Consider the following 15,355-nt stretch of genomic DNA (forward strand, 5'->3'; position numbering starts at 1 on the left):
CCCTCCCCCCCTGGTTCCCAACGTCCCCGTGGTCCTCTCCGCCGCCCGTGGCGCCAAGGAGTATGCCTGGGGTGAGGTGCCCGAAGGCGCGACGAACCTGCGCTTCGCCCTGTCGGGTGGAACGGGCGACGCGGACCTCTATGTCCGCTTCGGCAACGCCCCGACGACCTCCTCCTATGACTGCCGGCCGTATATCACCGGCAACAACGAGGCGTGCTCCTTCGCGACTCCCGCGTTCGGCAAGTGGTACGTGATGGTCAACGGCTTCACCGCCTACGCCAATGCGTCGCTGGTGATGACATACCAGGGCGGCTACCTCGCGCTCGAGCCCAACGTGGTGGTGGGCGGCCTGTCCGGCGCCACGAACTCCACACAAGGCTTCTTCGCCCAGATTCCGGAGGCCCCGGAGGGCGGCTATCGCAACGTCACCGTGCGCGTCGAGGGCGGAACGGGCAACGCGGACCTCTATGTCCGTCGCGGCGCCATGCCTACCCACAGCGAGTACGATTGCCGCGGCATGAAGGAAGGCAACACGGAGCGCTGCGACCTCAAGTATGTCGAGGGCGGCAAATACTACGTGTGGCTCTACGGCGCGAAGGGCGGCTACGCCAACACATCGGTCGTCGTCACCTATCGCTGACGCGAGAGGTTGAAGGACGGCTCCCCGTCCGTGGGGCGTGTCTCCACGGGCGGGTGGGCAGCCGAGGTCCTGGTCGACTTGTCATCGTGCGAGTCCTGGCTTCACCATGGCGACTTCATCATTCGCCGGGGGAATGCACATGGGCTGGAATCGAGGAGGCAGGGTCCTGGGAGTCGTCGTGCTGGGATTGTCGTTGGGCGCGTGCGCCGACACATACACGCCCGAGGACCGCCCCGGCGGGGTGGCCGAGAGTCGGGCCACTCTTCCACTCGCGGAGGGAATCCAGGTCATCGCCGTCGACGCGGACTCCGTCCCCACGTTCGTCAACGGGGCGTTTGGGCAGGTGCCCTCCAGTCCCGACGCGGTGCGAGGCATCCAGGCGGAGGCGCTCGCCCCTGTCATCGCGCGCGTGGCGCCGCTGTTCAGGGTGAAGCCCGAGCAGCTCTTCCTGAAGAAGGCCTACGTCGGCTTCGACGGGGATGCGCACTTCCGCTTCGGCGTGCGGGTGAATGGCGTGGAGGTCATGGGCGCGGAGCTGCGACTCCACGCTCGAGATGGCCAGGTCTTCGCCGCCAACGGGGAGGCGCGCACGGACCTGCCCGCCCCCCTCGGCGCCACGCGCTCGCCTGCCATGGCGGGAGAGGTGGCTCGCACCCATGGCGCCTCCCCTCGCGACGCCGTCATCGCGGGCGCACCGGCGCTCGTCTACTGGCGCGACGGGGCTCGGCTCCTGCTGGCCTACCGGCTGCGCGTCACGGGAGCGGCGGAGGACGGGGGCCCGGTGAACGACACCGTGCTCGTCAATGCACGCTCGGGCGAGGTGCTCCTGAGGTACTCGAACCTGCACTCCTTGCGGTCTCGCAGGGTGTATGACGGTCGGAACACGAGCACATTGCCCGGCACGATGGCTCGCGCGGAGACTCCGCCCTCCCTGGACCCCATCGTCAATGTGACCCATGACAACCTCGGCGCTGTCTATGCCTGCTACTGGGAACTCTTCGGTCGCGACTCTTTCGACAACGCGGGAGCGCCGCTCATCGCCACCGTCCACCACCGGGTGAACTATGTGAATGCCTTCTGGACCGGGACGCAGTTGGTCTTCGGTGATGGCGATGGGGTGAATGCCCACAACCTGGCCCTGGCCGTGGACGTGACGGCCCACGAGCTGACGCACGGGGTGACGGAGCACGAATCGGGCCTCATCTACTCCGGCGAGTCGGGTGGCATGAATGAATCCATGTCCGACATCTTCGGCGCCGTATGTGAATGGCACGCGGAGAACCGCACCATCAACGCGGGCACGTTCCTCCTGGGCGAGGACTTCTGGACTCCCACCCACTCGGGAGACGCGCTTCGCTACATGAGCAACCCCAGGCTGGATGGGGTCTCGCTGGACGACTACAGCAACTACACCTCCGTCGTCGATGTCCACTACAGCTCCGGCATCTCCAATATGGCCTTCTATCTGCTCTCCCAGGGCGGCCGTCACCCGAGCCATCCGGACTGGCCTTTCGTGGAAGGCATTGGCATCGAGAAGGCCGCGCGCATCTTCTACAAGGCGAACATGGACATGCTGACGCCCTCCTCCGGTTTCCTGGCCGCGAGGATTACGACGGAGCAGGCCGCGCTTCAGCTCGGGTATGAGGCGGGCAACGTGGCGTCGGTCTCCGCCGCCTGGGAGGCCGTGAACGTCAGAGCGCCCGTGATTATCGACGTGGCGAAGGACGTTCCCATTCCTCTCCGGGCGCCCGTGGGGAAGTCCTGGCTCGGTAGGGGGATGGTTCCCACTGGAGCCCGGGACTTGAAGTTCACCCTGTCGGGGGGAACTGGGGACGCGGACCTGTATGTCCGCTTCGGCGACCAACCCACGACGACCCTCTATCAGTGCCGCCCCTTCCGGCTGGGAAACAACGAGCAGTGCATCTTCCCCTCGCCCGCCGCTGGCGCCTGGCATGTCCTGGTCCATGCCGCCTCCGCCTATGACGGCGCCAGCCTGGTGATGACCCACCTGTAAGGCCCCGCGCGCGCCCACTCCCACGGGGCGGGCGCGCTTCACAGCCGTCCGTGCGGCACCCGGCCCTGCTGGAACGCATCGACCTGGAGGAACGTGAAGGGCTGGTCATACAGGAGCCGGTCCTGCTGCCGCGTGCGGAACAGGTCCACGATGAGGTTCATCCGGTCCGACAGGCTCCCCCAGTCCCGCGCCGCGCTGCCCGCCGTGTCGTCCGGTGACCTGTCCAGTGCCGCCATCAACGCCACCAGCTCCGGATGCGACAGCCGCTCCAGGGCCGGTGGGAAGTCCCGCTCCGCCGTCAGCGCGGGCAGGTCCTCTCCCAGCCGCAGCGTCACGTCCGGCAGCTCCATCTTCATCAGCATCCGCGTCGCCAGCTCGCGCCACAGCCGCTCCAGGCGCTGGGCCAGCGGCGCGAAGCCTTCCCGCAGGCCCCACTCGGACAGGCTGCGCGCCCGGGGATTCGGGTCCGCCCGGACGAAGGCGACGAGGTGCTCCAGGAACAGCTCCTTCACCGGCGCGTTGAGCGCGGCGACCACGGGCCCCTGCAGCCGCGCCTGCTCGTGGTAGCCCACCAGCGCGTTGGCCAGGAACATCAGCTCCGCGTGGGCCTTCGGGTCCTCGGTGAAACACGCCTCGTGGTAGTGCCGCACCGCGCGGATGAGCAGGTCCTGCCCGCCTTCACCCACAGGCCCGGGAGCCAGCCGCGACACCACCGCCTCCACTCGCGACGGCTCGGGCGAGTCCATGCCGGTGAAGTTCGCCAGGAGGTCCGTGTACAGCGGCCCCAGCTCCTGGAAGACCACCAGGTTGCCGCGCGCGGTGTGACGGGCCACCTCGTCGAGCACGTCCTCCACCGTGCGCGCCAGCACGTACTGGATGCCCACGGACGCGCCCCACGCGCCCAGGAGCCGGTCCTGCAGCTCCGAGAAGCCGCGCGTCACCGCATCCGCCCGCTCCAGCAACTGCGCCATCACCCCTGGCAGCACGTCCTTGCGGATGAAGGCCCCCGCCGTCTTCGAGGCCCACGTCGAGAAGCCACACCAGCTCAGGTCCTCCTCGCCGAACACGTCGGTGAGGGCTACTTCGAGCACGTGGTACGTCTGGGTGATGTGGAGGTTGCGCAGGACGGGGTCCTCCATCTGGATGATGGCCTCCACCTCCGCCTTTGTGGGAACGGGCCACCAGCGCGGCAGCGTGCAGCAGACCATGGTGGAGGCGCCTCCCGAGAAGCCGGGGACGGAAATGCCCCCAGCCAAGAAGTCGGGACGCGGACGCCCGGAGTCAACGGGCCACCGGGCCCTCGCCCGGCCGCGGGGGCGAGACTCCGGCTTGCGAGTCCTGGTCACCCCTGACAGGCTGCCAGGCATGGTGCCGCTGACAGACCGGGCCGCCCTGCCCCTGGAGCAACGAGCAGCGCTGGAGCGAGAGCTCGCGCCCCTCACCCTGCTCCAGGACGTGGTGCGCTGGGGCTTCGCCAGCACGCCGCCGCGCGACGTGACGGAAGTGGTGGTGCAGGACGAGTTCACCCACGACGTGGTGCTGCCCTGGAAGGACGGCGGCTACCTCGTCTTCGACACCACCTGACTCGGCGGAATCAACGCGGTCTCCGTGTGGGACCGTCGACCCAGCGCTGACGAACTCCTCGACGCCCGGCTCGCGGCGGGCTGGACGCCCACGCCCACGAGCACCGTCGACGGGGACGTCATCCTGGGCCACGCCGCGTGCAGGGTGCCGCCCGCGAAGGACGGGGCGACACCCTGAGCGGCGAGGGGACTACTTCCCCTTGCCCTGCTCCTTCACCCACGAGTCCTTCAGGGTGACGGTGCGGTTGAAGACGGGCTTGCCCGGCTGCGAGTCCTTCGGGTCCGCGAAGAAGTACCCCAGCCGCTCGAACTGGAAGCGGGACTCCGGCGTCGCCTGGGCAAGGCCCGGCTCCACGCGCGCGTTCCTGAGGACCTCCAGGCTCGCCGGATTGAGGAAGGTGGTGAAGTCCTTCGCGTCATCCGAGTCCGGGCTCTCCACGGAGAAGAGCCTGTCGTACAGCCGCACCTCGGCGGTGGGCGCGTTGCCCGGCACCCAGTGCAGCGTGCCCTTCACCTTGCGGCCATCCGGCGAGTCACCGCCGCGCGTGGCCGGGTCATAGGTGCAGCGCAGCTCCGTGATGTTGCCGGCCGCGTCCTTGATGACCTCCTTGCAGGTGATGAAGTACGCCGAGCGCAGGCGCACCTCCTTGCCCGGCGCCAGTCGGAAGAAGCCCTTGGCGGGGACCTCCATGAAGTCCTCCGCCTCGATGAACAGCTCGCGCATGAACGGCACCTTGCGCGTGCCCATCTCCGGCTTCTGCGGGTGGTTCTGCACCTCCAGGAGCTCCTCCTGGCCTTCCGGGTAGTTCTCCACCACCACCTTCAGCGGGCGCAGCACCGCCATGGCGCGAGGGGCCGTCTCGTTCAGGTCCTCGCGGATGCACAGCTCCAGCACGCCCATGTCGATGAGCTGCTGCGTCTTGCTGACACCCGCGCGCGTGGCGAAGTCGCGGATGGAGGCCGGCGTGAAGCCCCGGCGGCGCAGGCCGCTAATGGTCATCATCCGGGGGTCATCCCAACCGGAGACGTACTTCTCCATGACGAGCTTGAGCAGCTTGCGCTTGCTCATCACCGTGTAGTTGAGGTTCAGCCGGTTGAACTCGTACTGATGCGGCCGCTCCCCCTGGATGAGGCTGTCCACAATCCAGTCGTACAGCACGCGGCGGTTCTCGAACTCCAGCGTACAGATGGAGTGGGTGATGCCCTCAATCGCATCCGACAGGCAGTGCGCGAAGTCGTAGAGCGGGTAGATGGGCCACGCCTCGCCGGTGCGGTGATGGTGCGCGTGGCGGATGCGGTAGATGGGCGGGTCCCTCAACACGGGGTTGGGGGACGTCATGTCGATCTTGGCGCGCAGCGTGTGCTTGCCGTCCGGGAACTCTCCGCCGCGCATGCGCTCGAAGAGGTCCAGGTTCTCCTCCACGGAGCGGGTGCGGTACGGGCTGTCCCGGCCCGGCGTGGTGAAGTCGCCGCGGTACTCGCGAATCTCGTCCGCCGACAGGCTGCACACGTACGCCTTGCCCTGCTTGATGAGCTGCACGGCGAAGTCGTAGAGCTTGGGGAAGTAGTCGGAGGCGAAGAACTTCCGGTCGTCCCAGTCGAAGCCCAGCCACTTCACGTCCCGCTGGATGGACTCGACGTAGTCGGTGTCCTCGGTGACGGGGTTGGTGTCGTCGAAGCGCAGGTTGCACAGGCCACCGTATTGCTTCGCCAGCCCGAAGTTCAGGCAGATGGCCTTGGCGTGGCCGATGTGGAGGTAACCATTGGGCTCGGGCGGGAAGCGGGTGAGCACGCGACCACCGTGCTTTCCCGCGCGCCGGTCTTCCTCGATGATTTCCTGGAGGAAGTTCAGGCCCTGCGTTTCGTTCGTCGTCGTCATGATGGGGGCGAATCCTCGTGAAGCCGCCCGGGGCCGGCAAGCGATTCCTTGCACCCTCGCCGTTCCCAGCGGGCCTCGGAGGAGAACACCCGGGCCGGGCGCCCCCTTCCAACGCGGGGCGGCGGGGCCTCCGGACGGAAAAGCCCCCAGGGGGCCTCAGAGGGACGCCAGCAGCGCTTCCCAGGCCCCCAGGGCCCGCGTCGCCGACAGCTCCTCCGCGCGGGCCCGGGCCCGGCGGGACAAATCCTTGCGGTGCACCTCGTCGGTGACGACGCGTCCCAGCGCCTCCGACAGCGCCTGGGGGTCCTCCAGGGGCACCAGGACCCCGTGGCGGCCATGCTCCAGGACCTCCGCCGGCCCGGAGGGACAGTCCGTGCTGACCACGGGGCACCCCAGGGCGAGCGCCTCCAGCAGCACCATGGGCAGGCCCTCGAAGCGCGAGGACAGGGCGAACACCGCGGCCTTTCGCATCAGCGCGTGCGGATTGGCGGCGAACCCCGGCATGAAGACGGTGGACTCCACGCCCAGCGAGCGGGCCAGGGCCTTCAGGTCGGCCTCCAGCGAGCCCACCCCGAGGATGAGCAGGTGCTGGTCCACGCCCCGCTTTCGCGCGAGCGCATGGGCGCGGATGAGCACGTCGAAGCCCTTCTGGGGCTCCAGCCGTCCCACGGCGATGACCACGGGCTTGTCGAAGACGGCCGGGGCCCAGTCGGGCAGCGGCCCTTCCCCGGCGGCGCGCACGACGTCGCCATCCACGAAGTTGGGGATGACCTGGAGTCGCTCCTCGGGCACGGGCACCAGCGACTGGAAGGACCGGGCGGTGTCATGGCCGCAGGCGACGATGCGGTTCATGCGCGGATACAGCAGGCGCAGGCCCCAGAGCTGTCGGCGCGGCTGCTCGCGATGGAAGGCGCCCCAGTCGAAGTGGATCATCCCGACGACGGGCTTGTTGAGCAGCCTGCCCGCCAGGCAGGCCAGCAGCGCGGCACGGCCCTCCTGGCCCGCGACGATGACGTCGGCCTCGCGCGCATGGCGCAGCAGGTGCCAGAGGTACACCGGCAGGCTCTGCCGATGGTAGTCGTAGGAGTCGGTGGCCCAGACGACCTCGGTGTTCCGGGGCAGTCGGTCCTCGCGGTCCGGCGGAGGGCGGTGGTGGAAGAACAGCCGGGTGGCGAAGCGCTCGGAGTCCAGGCCCGCCAGGATGTTGCAGACCGAGCGCTCGATACCGCCAGCGCCCATGAACACGAGCGTGAAGAGCACGCGCTTCCGGCGGGGGTCTTTCGAGGCGTCTCGTGGCACCGGTTGCAGCATCCAGCCCCCACTCCCCAGAAGGCGGGTGCACCGTAACCCAAGGAGGCATACCCGCCAACAAGACGAACGGGCCGCTCGCCCTCACGGGACGCGAGCCACCGGACTGACGCACACAGCCGGGCCACTCGGCTAGGCTCGCGCGCGTCCACGCCTTCCACTCCTCTCGTGAAAAACCCACTCCGCTCGCGCGTCCTCGTCTTCGTGGCGTCCCTGCTCTGCGTGTTCGCCGCCGGCGGATTCCTCGCGGTGCGCGGCCACCGCATCGGGCAGGGCCTGCTGCATCCGCCCCATGTGCCGGTGGAGCGGCCCGTCGCCTCACTGGAGCTCTCTGGCCTTGAGGACGTGAGCTTCTCCAGCGTTGACGGGCTGACGCTGCGCGGCTGGTACGTGCCGTCGCGAAACCAGGCGGCGGTGGTGCTGGTGCATGGCTTCGCGGACAACCGCGCGCAGTTGCTCTTCGAGGCTCGCGCGCTCGCCCGAGCGGGTTATGGCGTGCTGCTGTTCGACCTGCGCGCGCATGGCGAGAGCGGCGGAGACCGCGTGACGTGGGGCGACGGCGAGCGGCGCGACGTGACGGCCGCGCTGGACTTCGTCTCCAAGCGCCAGGACGTGGACCCGGCGCGGCTGGGCCTCTTCGGGTTCTCCATGGGTGGCACCACCGCGCTGCTGGTGGCGGAGACGGACGTCCGCGTGAAGGCGGTCGTCGCGGCGGGCGCGTATCCCGCCCTGGAGGCGGACGTGTACTCGGGCTATGGCCGGTGGGGCGCCTTCAGCGCGGAGCCGGTGCTGTGGACGCTGCGGCACGCGGGCGTGGACGTGGACGCGGTGCGCCCCATCGACGGCATGTGCCAGCTCCAGGGCCGGCCGCTCCTGCTCGTCAACGGCGACGTGGACCCGGACGCCCCCGCCAAGCTCCAGGCCAGCCTCTTCCGCGCGGCCTGTGAGCCCAAGTCCCTGTGGGTCGTCGAGGGCGCGGGCCATGGCGAGTACTCGCGCGTCGCACCCGAGGAATACGCCCGCCGGCTGCGCGAGCACTTCGACCGGGCCCTCTTGAACGCGGGCTGACGCGAGCGCTACGGGGTGCCGTCCGGCTCGGAGGTCGGCTCGGGCGCCACCGCCGGAATCTCCCACGTGGGGGCCGAGTCCAGCGCGGGCCGCCCCACGAGCAACTCATGCGGCCGGAAGCCGCCCTTGTAGCGCAGCGACGCGCACGCCTGGACGCGGTAGCCCAGGTACACGTGGGGGATGCCGCGAGCGCGCGCCAGCTCCACCTGGAACACCACGTTCGCGGTGCCGAGCGACAGGGCCGCGCAGGCCGGGTCGTAGAAGAAATACACCGCGCTCCACGCGCGCGGCGTCTCGTCGCAGATGCCCAGCGCGACCAGCTTCGGGCCGCCCTCCGCGCCATCGTCGTAGAAGGCGACCTCGCGCGCGGAGGGATGGGGGAACGAGAACTGGAGCGAGTATTCGCGCAAGGTGAGCGGCGAGGGCTCCCACTCCCGCGTGGACTCGCGCTCCGCGTGCCACGCCCGGTAGAGCGCCAGCCGCTCGTCGTCCACACGCGGCACGTCCACCTCCACGCGCAGGTGCGCGCACGCCGCACGGGCGCGGCGCTGGCTGCGATTGGGACGAAAGCCCTCCACCGGCAGGCGCAGCGAGACACATTCGCCACAGGTGGCGCAGGCGGGCCGGAAGTACAGCGGGCCGAACCGACGCCAGCCGCGCACCAGCAGGTGCTCGTACTCCTCCGGTGACACGTCCTGCATCACCAGGTTCTCCAACGACGCCTGCTGCTCGGGCAGGTAGCTGCACGGGCGAGGGGCTTCGACTTCGTGTGCCAGCAGGAGGGCCATGTCCGTCCAAGTTCCTCTCCGGCGGCCCGCCCGGCGTCAAGTCGGACGGGGGTGTCAGGATGCCCCGCGGCCAGGGAGCCACGCCCTGACAGTCTGTCATGTCGCGCCCCGGACGCACCCCCGACGGGAGGGCATGGCATGGCGACTGCAAACATTCTCGGGTGACTCCCACGTGAAGGCGGAAGCACATGGCCCGAGACTGCCTGCAGCCCTGGATGGACCGGCTCGCCCACGCCGAGTTGGAGACCGAGGACCTCGTGCCTCACTCCGCCTTCGTGGGGGGAGCGTGGGACGACCAGCGGCTGGGGACTCGGACCTTGAGCGCGCGCGCCGCCAACCCGGACAGGCCTGTCCTGCCAGCGAGGCTTTCCCGGCAGGTCGGTGAAGACCCCGGGTGGGAGACGGACGACTTCGAGTTCGCGGTGGCGAGCTACTGAAGACCGCGTCACCCCCTGACGAGTGGGCGTCCATCCTGGACGCCGCTTCTCAACCTCATCCAGTTTGAGAACGCGCGGGCCCGCACACCTTGCGCGGCGGGCAGGCAGCCGCGCAAGCCGCGCGCGGGCTGGAACACCAAGGCGTCTTCCCGGCCCCCGGCGCCAGCGCGTATAAGTCTGACATGTCCGCAATCGATGTCTCGGTGGTGATGCCCACCCACCGACGAGAGAAGGAAGTGGTGGAGGCCATCCGTTCGGTGCTTCGCCAGGAGGGAGTCCAGGTCGAGGTCATCGTGTTGGATGACACGCCCGAGGGCACCGCTCGGGCGTCGGTGGAGGGGCTGGGCGATGAGCGCGTGCGCTACGTGGTGAACGACCCGCCCTCCAAGGGCCGTCCGGCGGTGGTGCGCAACCACGGCGTGACGCTGGCGCGCGGGCGCTACCTGCACTTCCTGGATGACGACGACATGCTGGCGGACGGCGCGCTGCACGCCATGGTGAGCGCGCTGGACGCGCGTCCCGACGCGGGCGTGGCGGTGGGCTGGGTGGTGCCCTTCGGCGACGACGCGGACTGGCTCAAGGACAAGAGCGAGTACTTCGAGTGGGCCGCCAAGGTGGGCTCCACGACGCCCAACAGCGCGTGGACGGTGGCGCACATCCTCTTTCGCGGCACGCTGTACGTGAACTCGGCGTGCATGGTGCGCCGCGAGCACTTCTCCGCGTTGGGCGGCTTCGACGCGTCCATCCCCGTCTACGAGGACGTGGACTTCTACCTGCGCGGCATCCGCGCCTTCGGCCACGTCTACGTCAACCGGCCCATCCTGCACTACCGCACGGGCCGGCCCTCGTTGATGCACAACCTGGGCAAGGACGGCACGCTGGTGATGCAGTCCAACGAGATGATTCACGGCAAGTACCGCAAGACGAACGGCGTGTTGGAGTACCGCGCGCTGCAGTTGTTGATGCGCGCGCTGCCCTTCGACGTCGCCAAGCGGCTGCCGTTGCGGTTGCCGAAGCAGGGCCGGGTCTCATGAGCTTGAAGAATCGCCTCGTCGGAACGGCCAAGCGGCAGATGAAGCAGACGCTGCGGCCGGTGCTCCAGCGGGCCATGGCGCCCAAGCGCACGGAGATTCCCGCGTCGTACTGGGGGCTGGAGCAGCGCCCCGGCCAGGGCCTGTGCCTGGAGGGCGTGCCGCTCAAGGCGCTGGTGGAGCGCTGGGGCTCGCCGCTGCATGTGGTGCACATGGCGGCGCTGCGGCGCAACGTGGAGCGCTTCCTGGCGGTGCCTCAGGGACGTGCGGGCGGCTGCGAGGTGTTCTACTCGTACAAGACGAACCCGATTCCGGGTGTGCTGTCGGTGCTGCACGGCATGGGCGTGGGCGCCGAAATCATCTCCGCCTACGAGCTGTGGCTCGCGCTGAAGCTGGGCGTGGCGCCCGAGCGCATCGTCTACAACGGCCCGGTGAAGTCGGAGGCCTCGGTGCGAGAGGCCATCTCCCGGGGCATCCAGTTGCTGGCCGCCAATCACGCGGAGGAGCTGGGCACGTTCGCGCGCATCGCGGCCGAGCTGGGCAAGCGCCCGCGCGTGGCGCTGCGAGTGAGCACGGACAGTGGCTGGGCGGCGCAGTTCGGCACGCCCATCGCCGGGGGCGCGGCGCTGCGGGCGTATGCGCAGGCGCGTGCGTCGTCACACCTGGACGTCGTGGGCCTCCACGCGCACCGGGGCGCCACCATCCGGACGGAGGGCGAGTTCACCGGCTTCGTGGAGGCGGTGCTCGCCTTCACCGACACGCTGCACCAGGAGCTGGGATTGGATCTGGAGGTGCTGGATTTGGGCGGCAGCCTCTGCACGCCGTCGGTGGAGCACATCGCCGAGCGCGACTGGCGGCTCAACCTCACCTTCTTCCGCGACGTGCCCGCGCCGGACCCGGACGGGGCGCTCGGCATCTCCCGCTATGTGGCGCTCGCGGTGGAGCTGGTGGAGTCACACTACGCGCGGCGGGGCCGCCAGCGTCCGCGCATCTTCCTGGAGCCGGGGCGCGCCATGACGGGCGACACACAGTTGCTCCTGGGCCGCGTGCACACGCTCAAGCAGGGTGACGACCGGACCTGGGCGGTGCTCGACGCGGGCGTGAACCATGCCGAGTGCGTGCGCAACGAGTACCACCAGCTCTTCCACGTGGACCGGCCGGATGCGCCCGCGTCGCGCGTGTACACGGTGGTGGGGCCCATCTGCACGCCGGGCGACACGCTGTACCACGCGAAGCGGTTGCCGGAGCTGACCGAGGGCGACACGCTGGCCATCATGGATGCGGGCGCCTACTTCGTGCCGTTCGCCACGTCCTTCTCCTATCCCCAGCCCGCCATCATCGCGTTGGACGACGGGAAGGAACGACTGCTGCGCCGGGCGGAGACGTTCGAGGACCAGATTGCCCTCGACACCGTGACGGGCGCGGCTGCGACTCCCAGCAAGACGGAAGCCGCCTGAGCAGTCCTCCTGAGCCCCCTATTCATGGCGTAGGAGGCGCAGCAGGTGGCATTCGACGAGGTCCAGTAGCTCTTCCTCCCGGCACCATCTCCCAGAGGTGCTCCGCCGGGAGCCTGCCTCGAAGTAGGCAACGCCCTGCGCGAAGACCGCCACGGAGTCGTGCGCCTCTTGCACCCCGTGGTGGGGCGCGGTCGTCAGCGAGAGCTGCCCCATCCCGGTCACTGCGAACACACCGCGCAGGCCTCCCAGCCGCTGGAGCCGCTCCAGCAGACAAACCAGCACGGGAGAAGGGCTTCCCGATGGGAATGGCTGACGCCGAAAGGTCTCGACCAGGGTGCGCTCTTCGAGCGGAAGCCACATCGCAAGCCCCTCCGCTGGCTGCCCAGGCAGCCAGCGTTGTCCCCCACTACCGGTTGAGCACCATCATCCGGAGGAAGGCGCGAGGGTGGCGCGCGGAGCCGTAGAGAATCTGCGCGACCTCCACCGCCGTGGGCATCATGTCATCCGAGTCGATGAGCGGATCCACCGCCACGTCCCGGTGCTCGCCCAGCCAACGCCGCCACTGACGTGCCTCGTCGACGGGGAGCGCGCCGGAGAGCCGCTGGAGGTTGAGCAACATCTCCAACGCAATCCGGTTGCAGAACACCTCGCCCTTCCCCGTCCACTCGCGCGCCGCCTTCACCACGCCCTGGAGCGCGGGCTTGTCACCCAGCGCCGCGTGGTAGGCCATCAGCGGCAGCGGCAGGCCCCGGGCGATGTCGAAGCCCATCTGCCCGTAGTAGCGCGGGTTGAAGTCGATGAGGAGGAAGTCGTCCTTCGTCTGGATGAACTCCACCTCGAAGACACCGTGGTAGCCCAGCTTCTGGCACAGCCGCTTGAGGCCGTCCGACAGGTCCTGGCGCACCGGCGCGGACTCGAAGCACACGCCCACGCCCAGCCGGCGCGGACGCTGGAGCACCTTCATGGCGCCCCGCACCTCGAACAGCTCGCCGGATTCGTCCACGAAGCCCGACAGGCTGTAGATGCCCTGCGCCGCCTCCGGATGGAACTCCTGCACCATCGGCCGCGCCACCGCCGGGTCGAAGTTCACCAGCATGGGCGCGTACCCGTCGCGCGCGAAGGCCCGGTACTCCTCCACCAGCTGCGACGGCTCCGCCACCGGCAGGCCCTTGACGTGCGTGGAGTAGAGAATCTGCGTCGTCGGCTTGATGAGGACCGGGAAGCGCGCCTCGCGGGCGATGGCCTCCAGGTCCGCCTCGGACTCGGGGAACCAGGTGCGCGGCAATGTCAGCCCCACCGCCTGGCCCGCCTCGAAGAGCTTGCGCTTGTTGAGCAGCCCGTACACCGCCTCCACGCCCGGGTCATAGAGGTGGAAGTACTGGGACAGCTCCCGGGCATGGACAGACACCAGCCACGCCAGCTCATCGCTCGTCGGGTACAGCACGTGCCGATGCGGCTCCCTCCGGCCGAAGTCCAGCAGCCACTCCATGAACGCCTCGGGCTGGGATTCGGGAGGACACTGCACGCGCCGCCCGACGAAGCGGGACCAGCTCGCGGGGCCCAGACGGCCGGGGTCGGCCACCGTGACGTCAATGCCATTGCGCCCGAAGCAGCGCGCGGCGGCGAGCGTGCCGTAGAAGCTCGCGGAGAAGAGCAACGCGGACGGCCGCCCCTCCACGCGCGGGCGCGCCGCCTGTTCCACCTTCACGTCTTCTGCCTCCACCTGAGCTGTCTCCAGTCTCTCCACGTCCTCCAGCCTGCGCGGGCGCGGGGGCGCCCTGCGGGCCGTGGCCTGGGCATGCGCGCCGACACCTGAAGCCTGGGTCGACACAGGCGTCGCGGTAGCCGCGGCGAGCCCGGCGGTGAGGAGTGAGAGGATGTGCCGTTTCATACCTTGGGCACGCAACATAGCCGCCCCCCCCACCATTTGCCCCTGTCCACTTCGCGTCCATTGTTCCGCGGGCCCATTCCCCCAGGCCCTTCGGCCCCGGAACATCCGACCGGGTCCGCCGCGACGACCCACCGACGCGCGACGACCCATGGGGTGAGGTCGCGCCACGCGAGGCCATGGCGCGAGCGGCTGGCCCCGCGCGTCAGGGGCTCACGCCGCCCTCCGGCCGCCACACGAGATAGCCCGAGTCGAGCAGCCACGCGTCCATGGCCACCCCGCCCAGTCGCGTCCCCAGGCGTGTGACGGACTCGCGGAAGGCGTCGGGGGGCGAGGTGTGTCCCGCCTCGCGCGCCTGTCTCCAGGCCTCCATCCACGCCTGGAAGAAGGTGTGCATGGGCTCGCCAGGACGCACGCGACGGCGCAAGTCCCGGGGCAGCCAGTCGCGGAACAGCAGGGGCGCGAAGCCGTTGCGAAAGTCGGTGTGGAACAGCAGCGCCTCGCGCATGGGGGGCGCATCCCCGTCCGCCGACGCTCGACGCAGCAGGTGCGCGGTGAGCACCGAACCCTCCGGGTCCGAGCTCCCCTCCACGAGCAGCCCCGACGGGAGCAGGAATCGACCCAGGGCATGGTGCACGTCGGAGACGCGCTCGGCCGGTCCCTGACGCAGCAGGTTCATGGCCCGCACGAGGCGCGCCGGCTCGTCCGCCGAGAGCGGCAGCTCGAAGCCCCCCTGCCGAAAGTGCGTGCGCGGGCCCGCATGGACCTGGGCGGCCAGGGCGCGCGCCTCCTCCAGCTCCACGCCGATGACGGTGAGCTCCGGCTGGAGCACGCGAAACGCCTCCGCGCTCTCCAGCGTCGTCCACGGGTGCTCGCCAAAGCCCACGTCCACGAAGACGGCCCGGGCCCAGGCGCCATCGACACGCGACAGCAACCGGGGCTCGAAGCGGCACAGGTATGCATCGAGCGCGCGCAGGCGACCCGGCGCGGTGCGACCCCGGGTCTTCGCATCCAGCGTGGACATGCCTCCCACTTCGTCGAGGCGCGCCATGCGCGTCAAGCCTCCCCCGTTCCCTCCGGACCGCGCGGGCCGGTAGGCTCCTCCGCGTGCGCCCCGCCTCCGCCCTCACTTGCCCCGGCTGTCAGGCGCCCCGCGTGGAGGGGGCGGAGTGCCCTCGCTGCGGCATCATCTACGCCCGCGCGGAGGCCCGTGCGGCGCGCAGGGCCGAGCAGGAGCGCGCCGCGGCGGCAGCGGCCCCACC

The 15,355-nt window shown here is 69.7% G+C and carries 15 protein-coding genes; 8 read left to right on the forward strand and 7 right to left on the reverse strand.

Annotated elements, in window-relative coordinates:
* Both FJV41_RS39930 and FJV41_RS39935 read left to right on the forward strand, forming a co-directional pair.
* On the forward strand, positions 1-640 hold a 640-nt coding region (locus tag FJV41_RS39930), incomplete at its 5' end, for a PPC domain-containing protein (protein ID WP_181791269.1).
* 139 nt (positions 641-779) lie between these two features.
* A complete protein-coding gene (locus FJV41_RS39935) occupies positions 780-2,654 on the forward strand; it encodes a M4 family metallopeptidase (RefSeq protein WP_141647868.1) in 1,875 nt (624 codons plus the stop codon).
* Positions 2,655-2,692: 38 nt separating this feature from the next.
* On the opposite strand, the gene FJV41_RS39940 is transcribed toward FJV41_RS39935, so the two are convergent.
* Complete coding sequence (locus tag FJV41_RS39940) at positions 2,693-3,862, reverse strand: hypothetical protein (protein WP_141647869.1); 1,170 nt, start codon at positions 3,860-3,862, stop codon at positions 2,693-2,695.
* Between the two features lie 157 nt (positions 3,863-4,019).
* Between FJV41_RS39940 and FJV41_RS39945 the strand changes: the two genes are divergently transcribed.
* Together FJV41_RS39945 and FJV41_RS52700 are read left to right on the forward strand one after the other, a co-directional pair.
* Positions 4,020-4,238 carry a hypothetical protein gene (locus FJV41_RS39945; RefSeq protein WP_141647878.1) on the forward strand — a complete coding sequence of 73 codons (219 nt, stop codon included), beginning with the start codon at positions 4,020-4,022 and terminating at the stop codon, positions 4,236-4,238.
* 24 nt (positions 4,239-4,262) lie between these two features.
* A complete protein-coding gene (locus FJV41_RS52700; protein WP_174457270.1) occupies positions 4,263-4,415 on the forward strand; it encodes a hypothetical protein in 153 nt (50 codons plus the stop codon).
* 12 nt (positions 4,416-4,427) lie between these two features.
* On the opposite strand, the gene FJV41_RS39950 is transcribed toward FJV41_RS52700, so the two are convergent.
* Both FJV41_RS39950 and FJV41_RS39955 read right to left on the reverse strand, forming a co-directional pair.
* On the reverse strand, positions 4,428-6,116 hold the full coding sequence (locus FJV41_RS39950) for a glutamine--tRNA ligase/YqeY domain fusion protein (protein WP_141647870.1): 1,689 nt from the start codon (positions 6,114-6,116) through the stop codon (positions 4,428-4,430).
* A gap of 156 nt (positions 6,117-6,272) precedes the next feature.
* A complete protein-coding gene (locus tag FJV41_RS39955) occupies positions 6,273-7,427 on the reverse strand; it encodes a glycosyltransferase (protein WP_141647871.1) in 1,155 nt (384 codons plus the stop codon).
* Between the two features lie 165 nt (positions 7,428-7,592).
* On the opposite strand from FJV41_RS39955, the gene FJV41_RS39960 reads away from it, so the two are divergent.
* Positions 7,593-8,492, forward strand: coding sequence for an alpha/beta hydrolase (locus FJV41_RS39960; RefSeq protein ID WP_141647872.1), 900 nt, complete (start codon positions 7,593-7,595; stop codon positions 8,490-8,492).
* A gap of 8 nt (positions 8,493-8,500) precedes the next feature.
* Here FJV41_RS39960 and FJV41_RS39965 read toward each other — a convergent pair whose 3' ends face one another.
* Entirely contained in the window at positions 8,501-9,280 is a 780-nt protein-coding gene (locus FJV41_RS39965) for an arginyltransferase (RefSeq protein WP_141647873.1), read from the reverse strand.
* Between the two features lie 188 nt (positions 9,281-9,468).
* On the opposite strand from FJV41_RS39965, the gene FJV41_RS39970 reads away from it, so the two are divergent.
* The 3 genes from FJV41_RS39970 to FJV41_RS39980 all read left to right on the forward strand — a co-directional run bounded on the left by FJV41_RS39970 (position 9,469) and on the right by FJV41_RS39980 (position 12,205).
* Positions 9,469-9,717, forward strand: a complete 249-nt coding sequence (locus FJV41_RS39970) for a hypothetical protein (protein WP_141647874.1) — start codon at positions 9,469-9,471, stop codon at positions 9,715-9,717.
* Positions 9,718-9,899: 182 nt separating this feature from the next.
* Complete coding sequence (locus FJV41_RS39975; protein ID WP_141647875.1) at positions 9,900-10,751, forward strand: glycosyltransferase family 2 protein; 852 nt, start codon at positions 9,900-9,902, stop codon at positions 10,749-10,751.
* On the forward strand, positions 10,748-12,205 hold the full coding sequence (locus tag FJV41_RS39980; RefSeq protein WP_141647876.1) for a type III PLP-dependent enzyme domain-containing protein: 1,458 nt from the start codon (positions 10,748-10,750) through the stop codon (positions 12,203-12,205). Before FJV41_RS39975 ends, FJV41_RS39980 begins: the two co-directional genes overlap by 4 nt.
* An 18-nt stretch (positions 12,206-12,223) precedes the next feature.
* Here FJV41_RS39980 and FJV41_RS39985 read toward each other — a convergent pair whose 3' ends face one another.
* The 3 genes from FJV41_RS39985 to FJV41_RS39995 form a co-directional block, all read right to left on the reverse strand.
* On the reverse strand, positions 12,224-12,565 hold the full coding sequence (locus FJV41_RS39985) for a hypothetical protein (RefSeq protein WP_141647877.1): 342 nt from the start codon (positions 12,563-12,565) through the stop codon (positions 12,224-12,226).
* 46 nt (positions 12,566-12,611) lie between these two features.
* Positions 12,612-14,096: a carboxylate--amine ligase gene (locus FJV41_RS39990; protein ID WP_246137714.1), complete on the reverse strand. Its 1,485-nt coding sequence runs from the start codon at positions 14,094-14,096 to the stop codon at positions 12,612-12,614.
* Between the two features lie 202 nt (positions 14,097-14,298).
* Positions 14,299-15,117, reverse strand: coding sequence for a methylase (locus FJV41_RS39995; protein WP_141647880.1), 819 nt, complete (start codon positions 15,115-15,117; stop codon positions 14,299-14,301).
* Between the last annotated feature and the right edge of the window lie 238 nt (positions 15,118-15,355).

Origin of the sequence: Myxococcus llanfairpwllgwyngyllgogerychwyrndrobwllllantysiliogogogochensis (assembly GCF_006636215.1) — a bacterium.
Classification (GTDB): domain Bacteria; phylum Myxococcota; class Myxococcia; order Myxococcales; family Myxococcaceae; genus Myxococcus; species Myxococcus llanfairpwllgwyngyllgogerychwyrndrobwllllantysiliogogogochensis.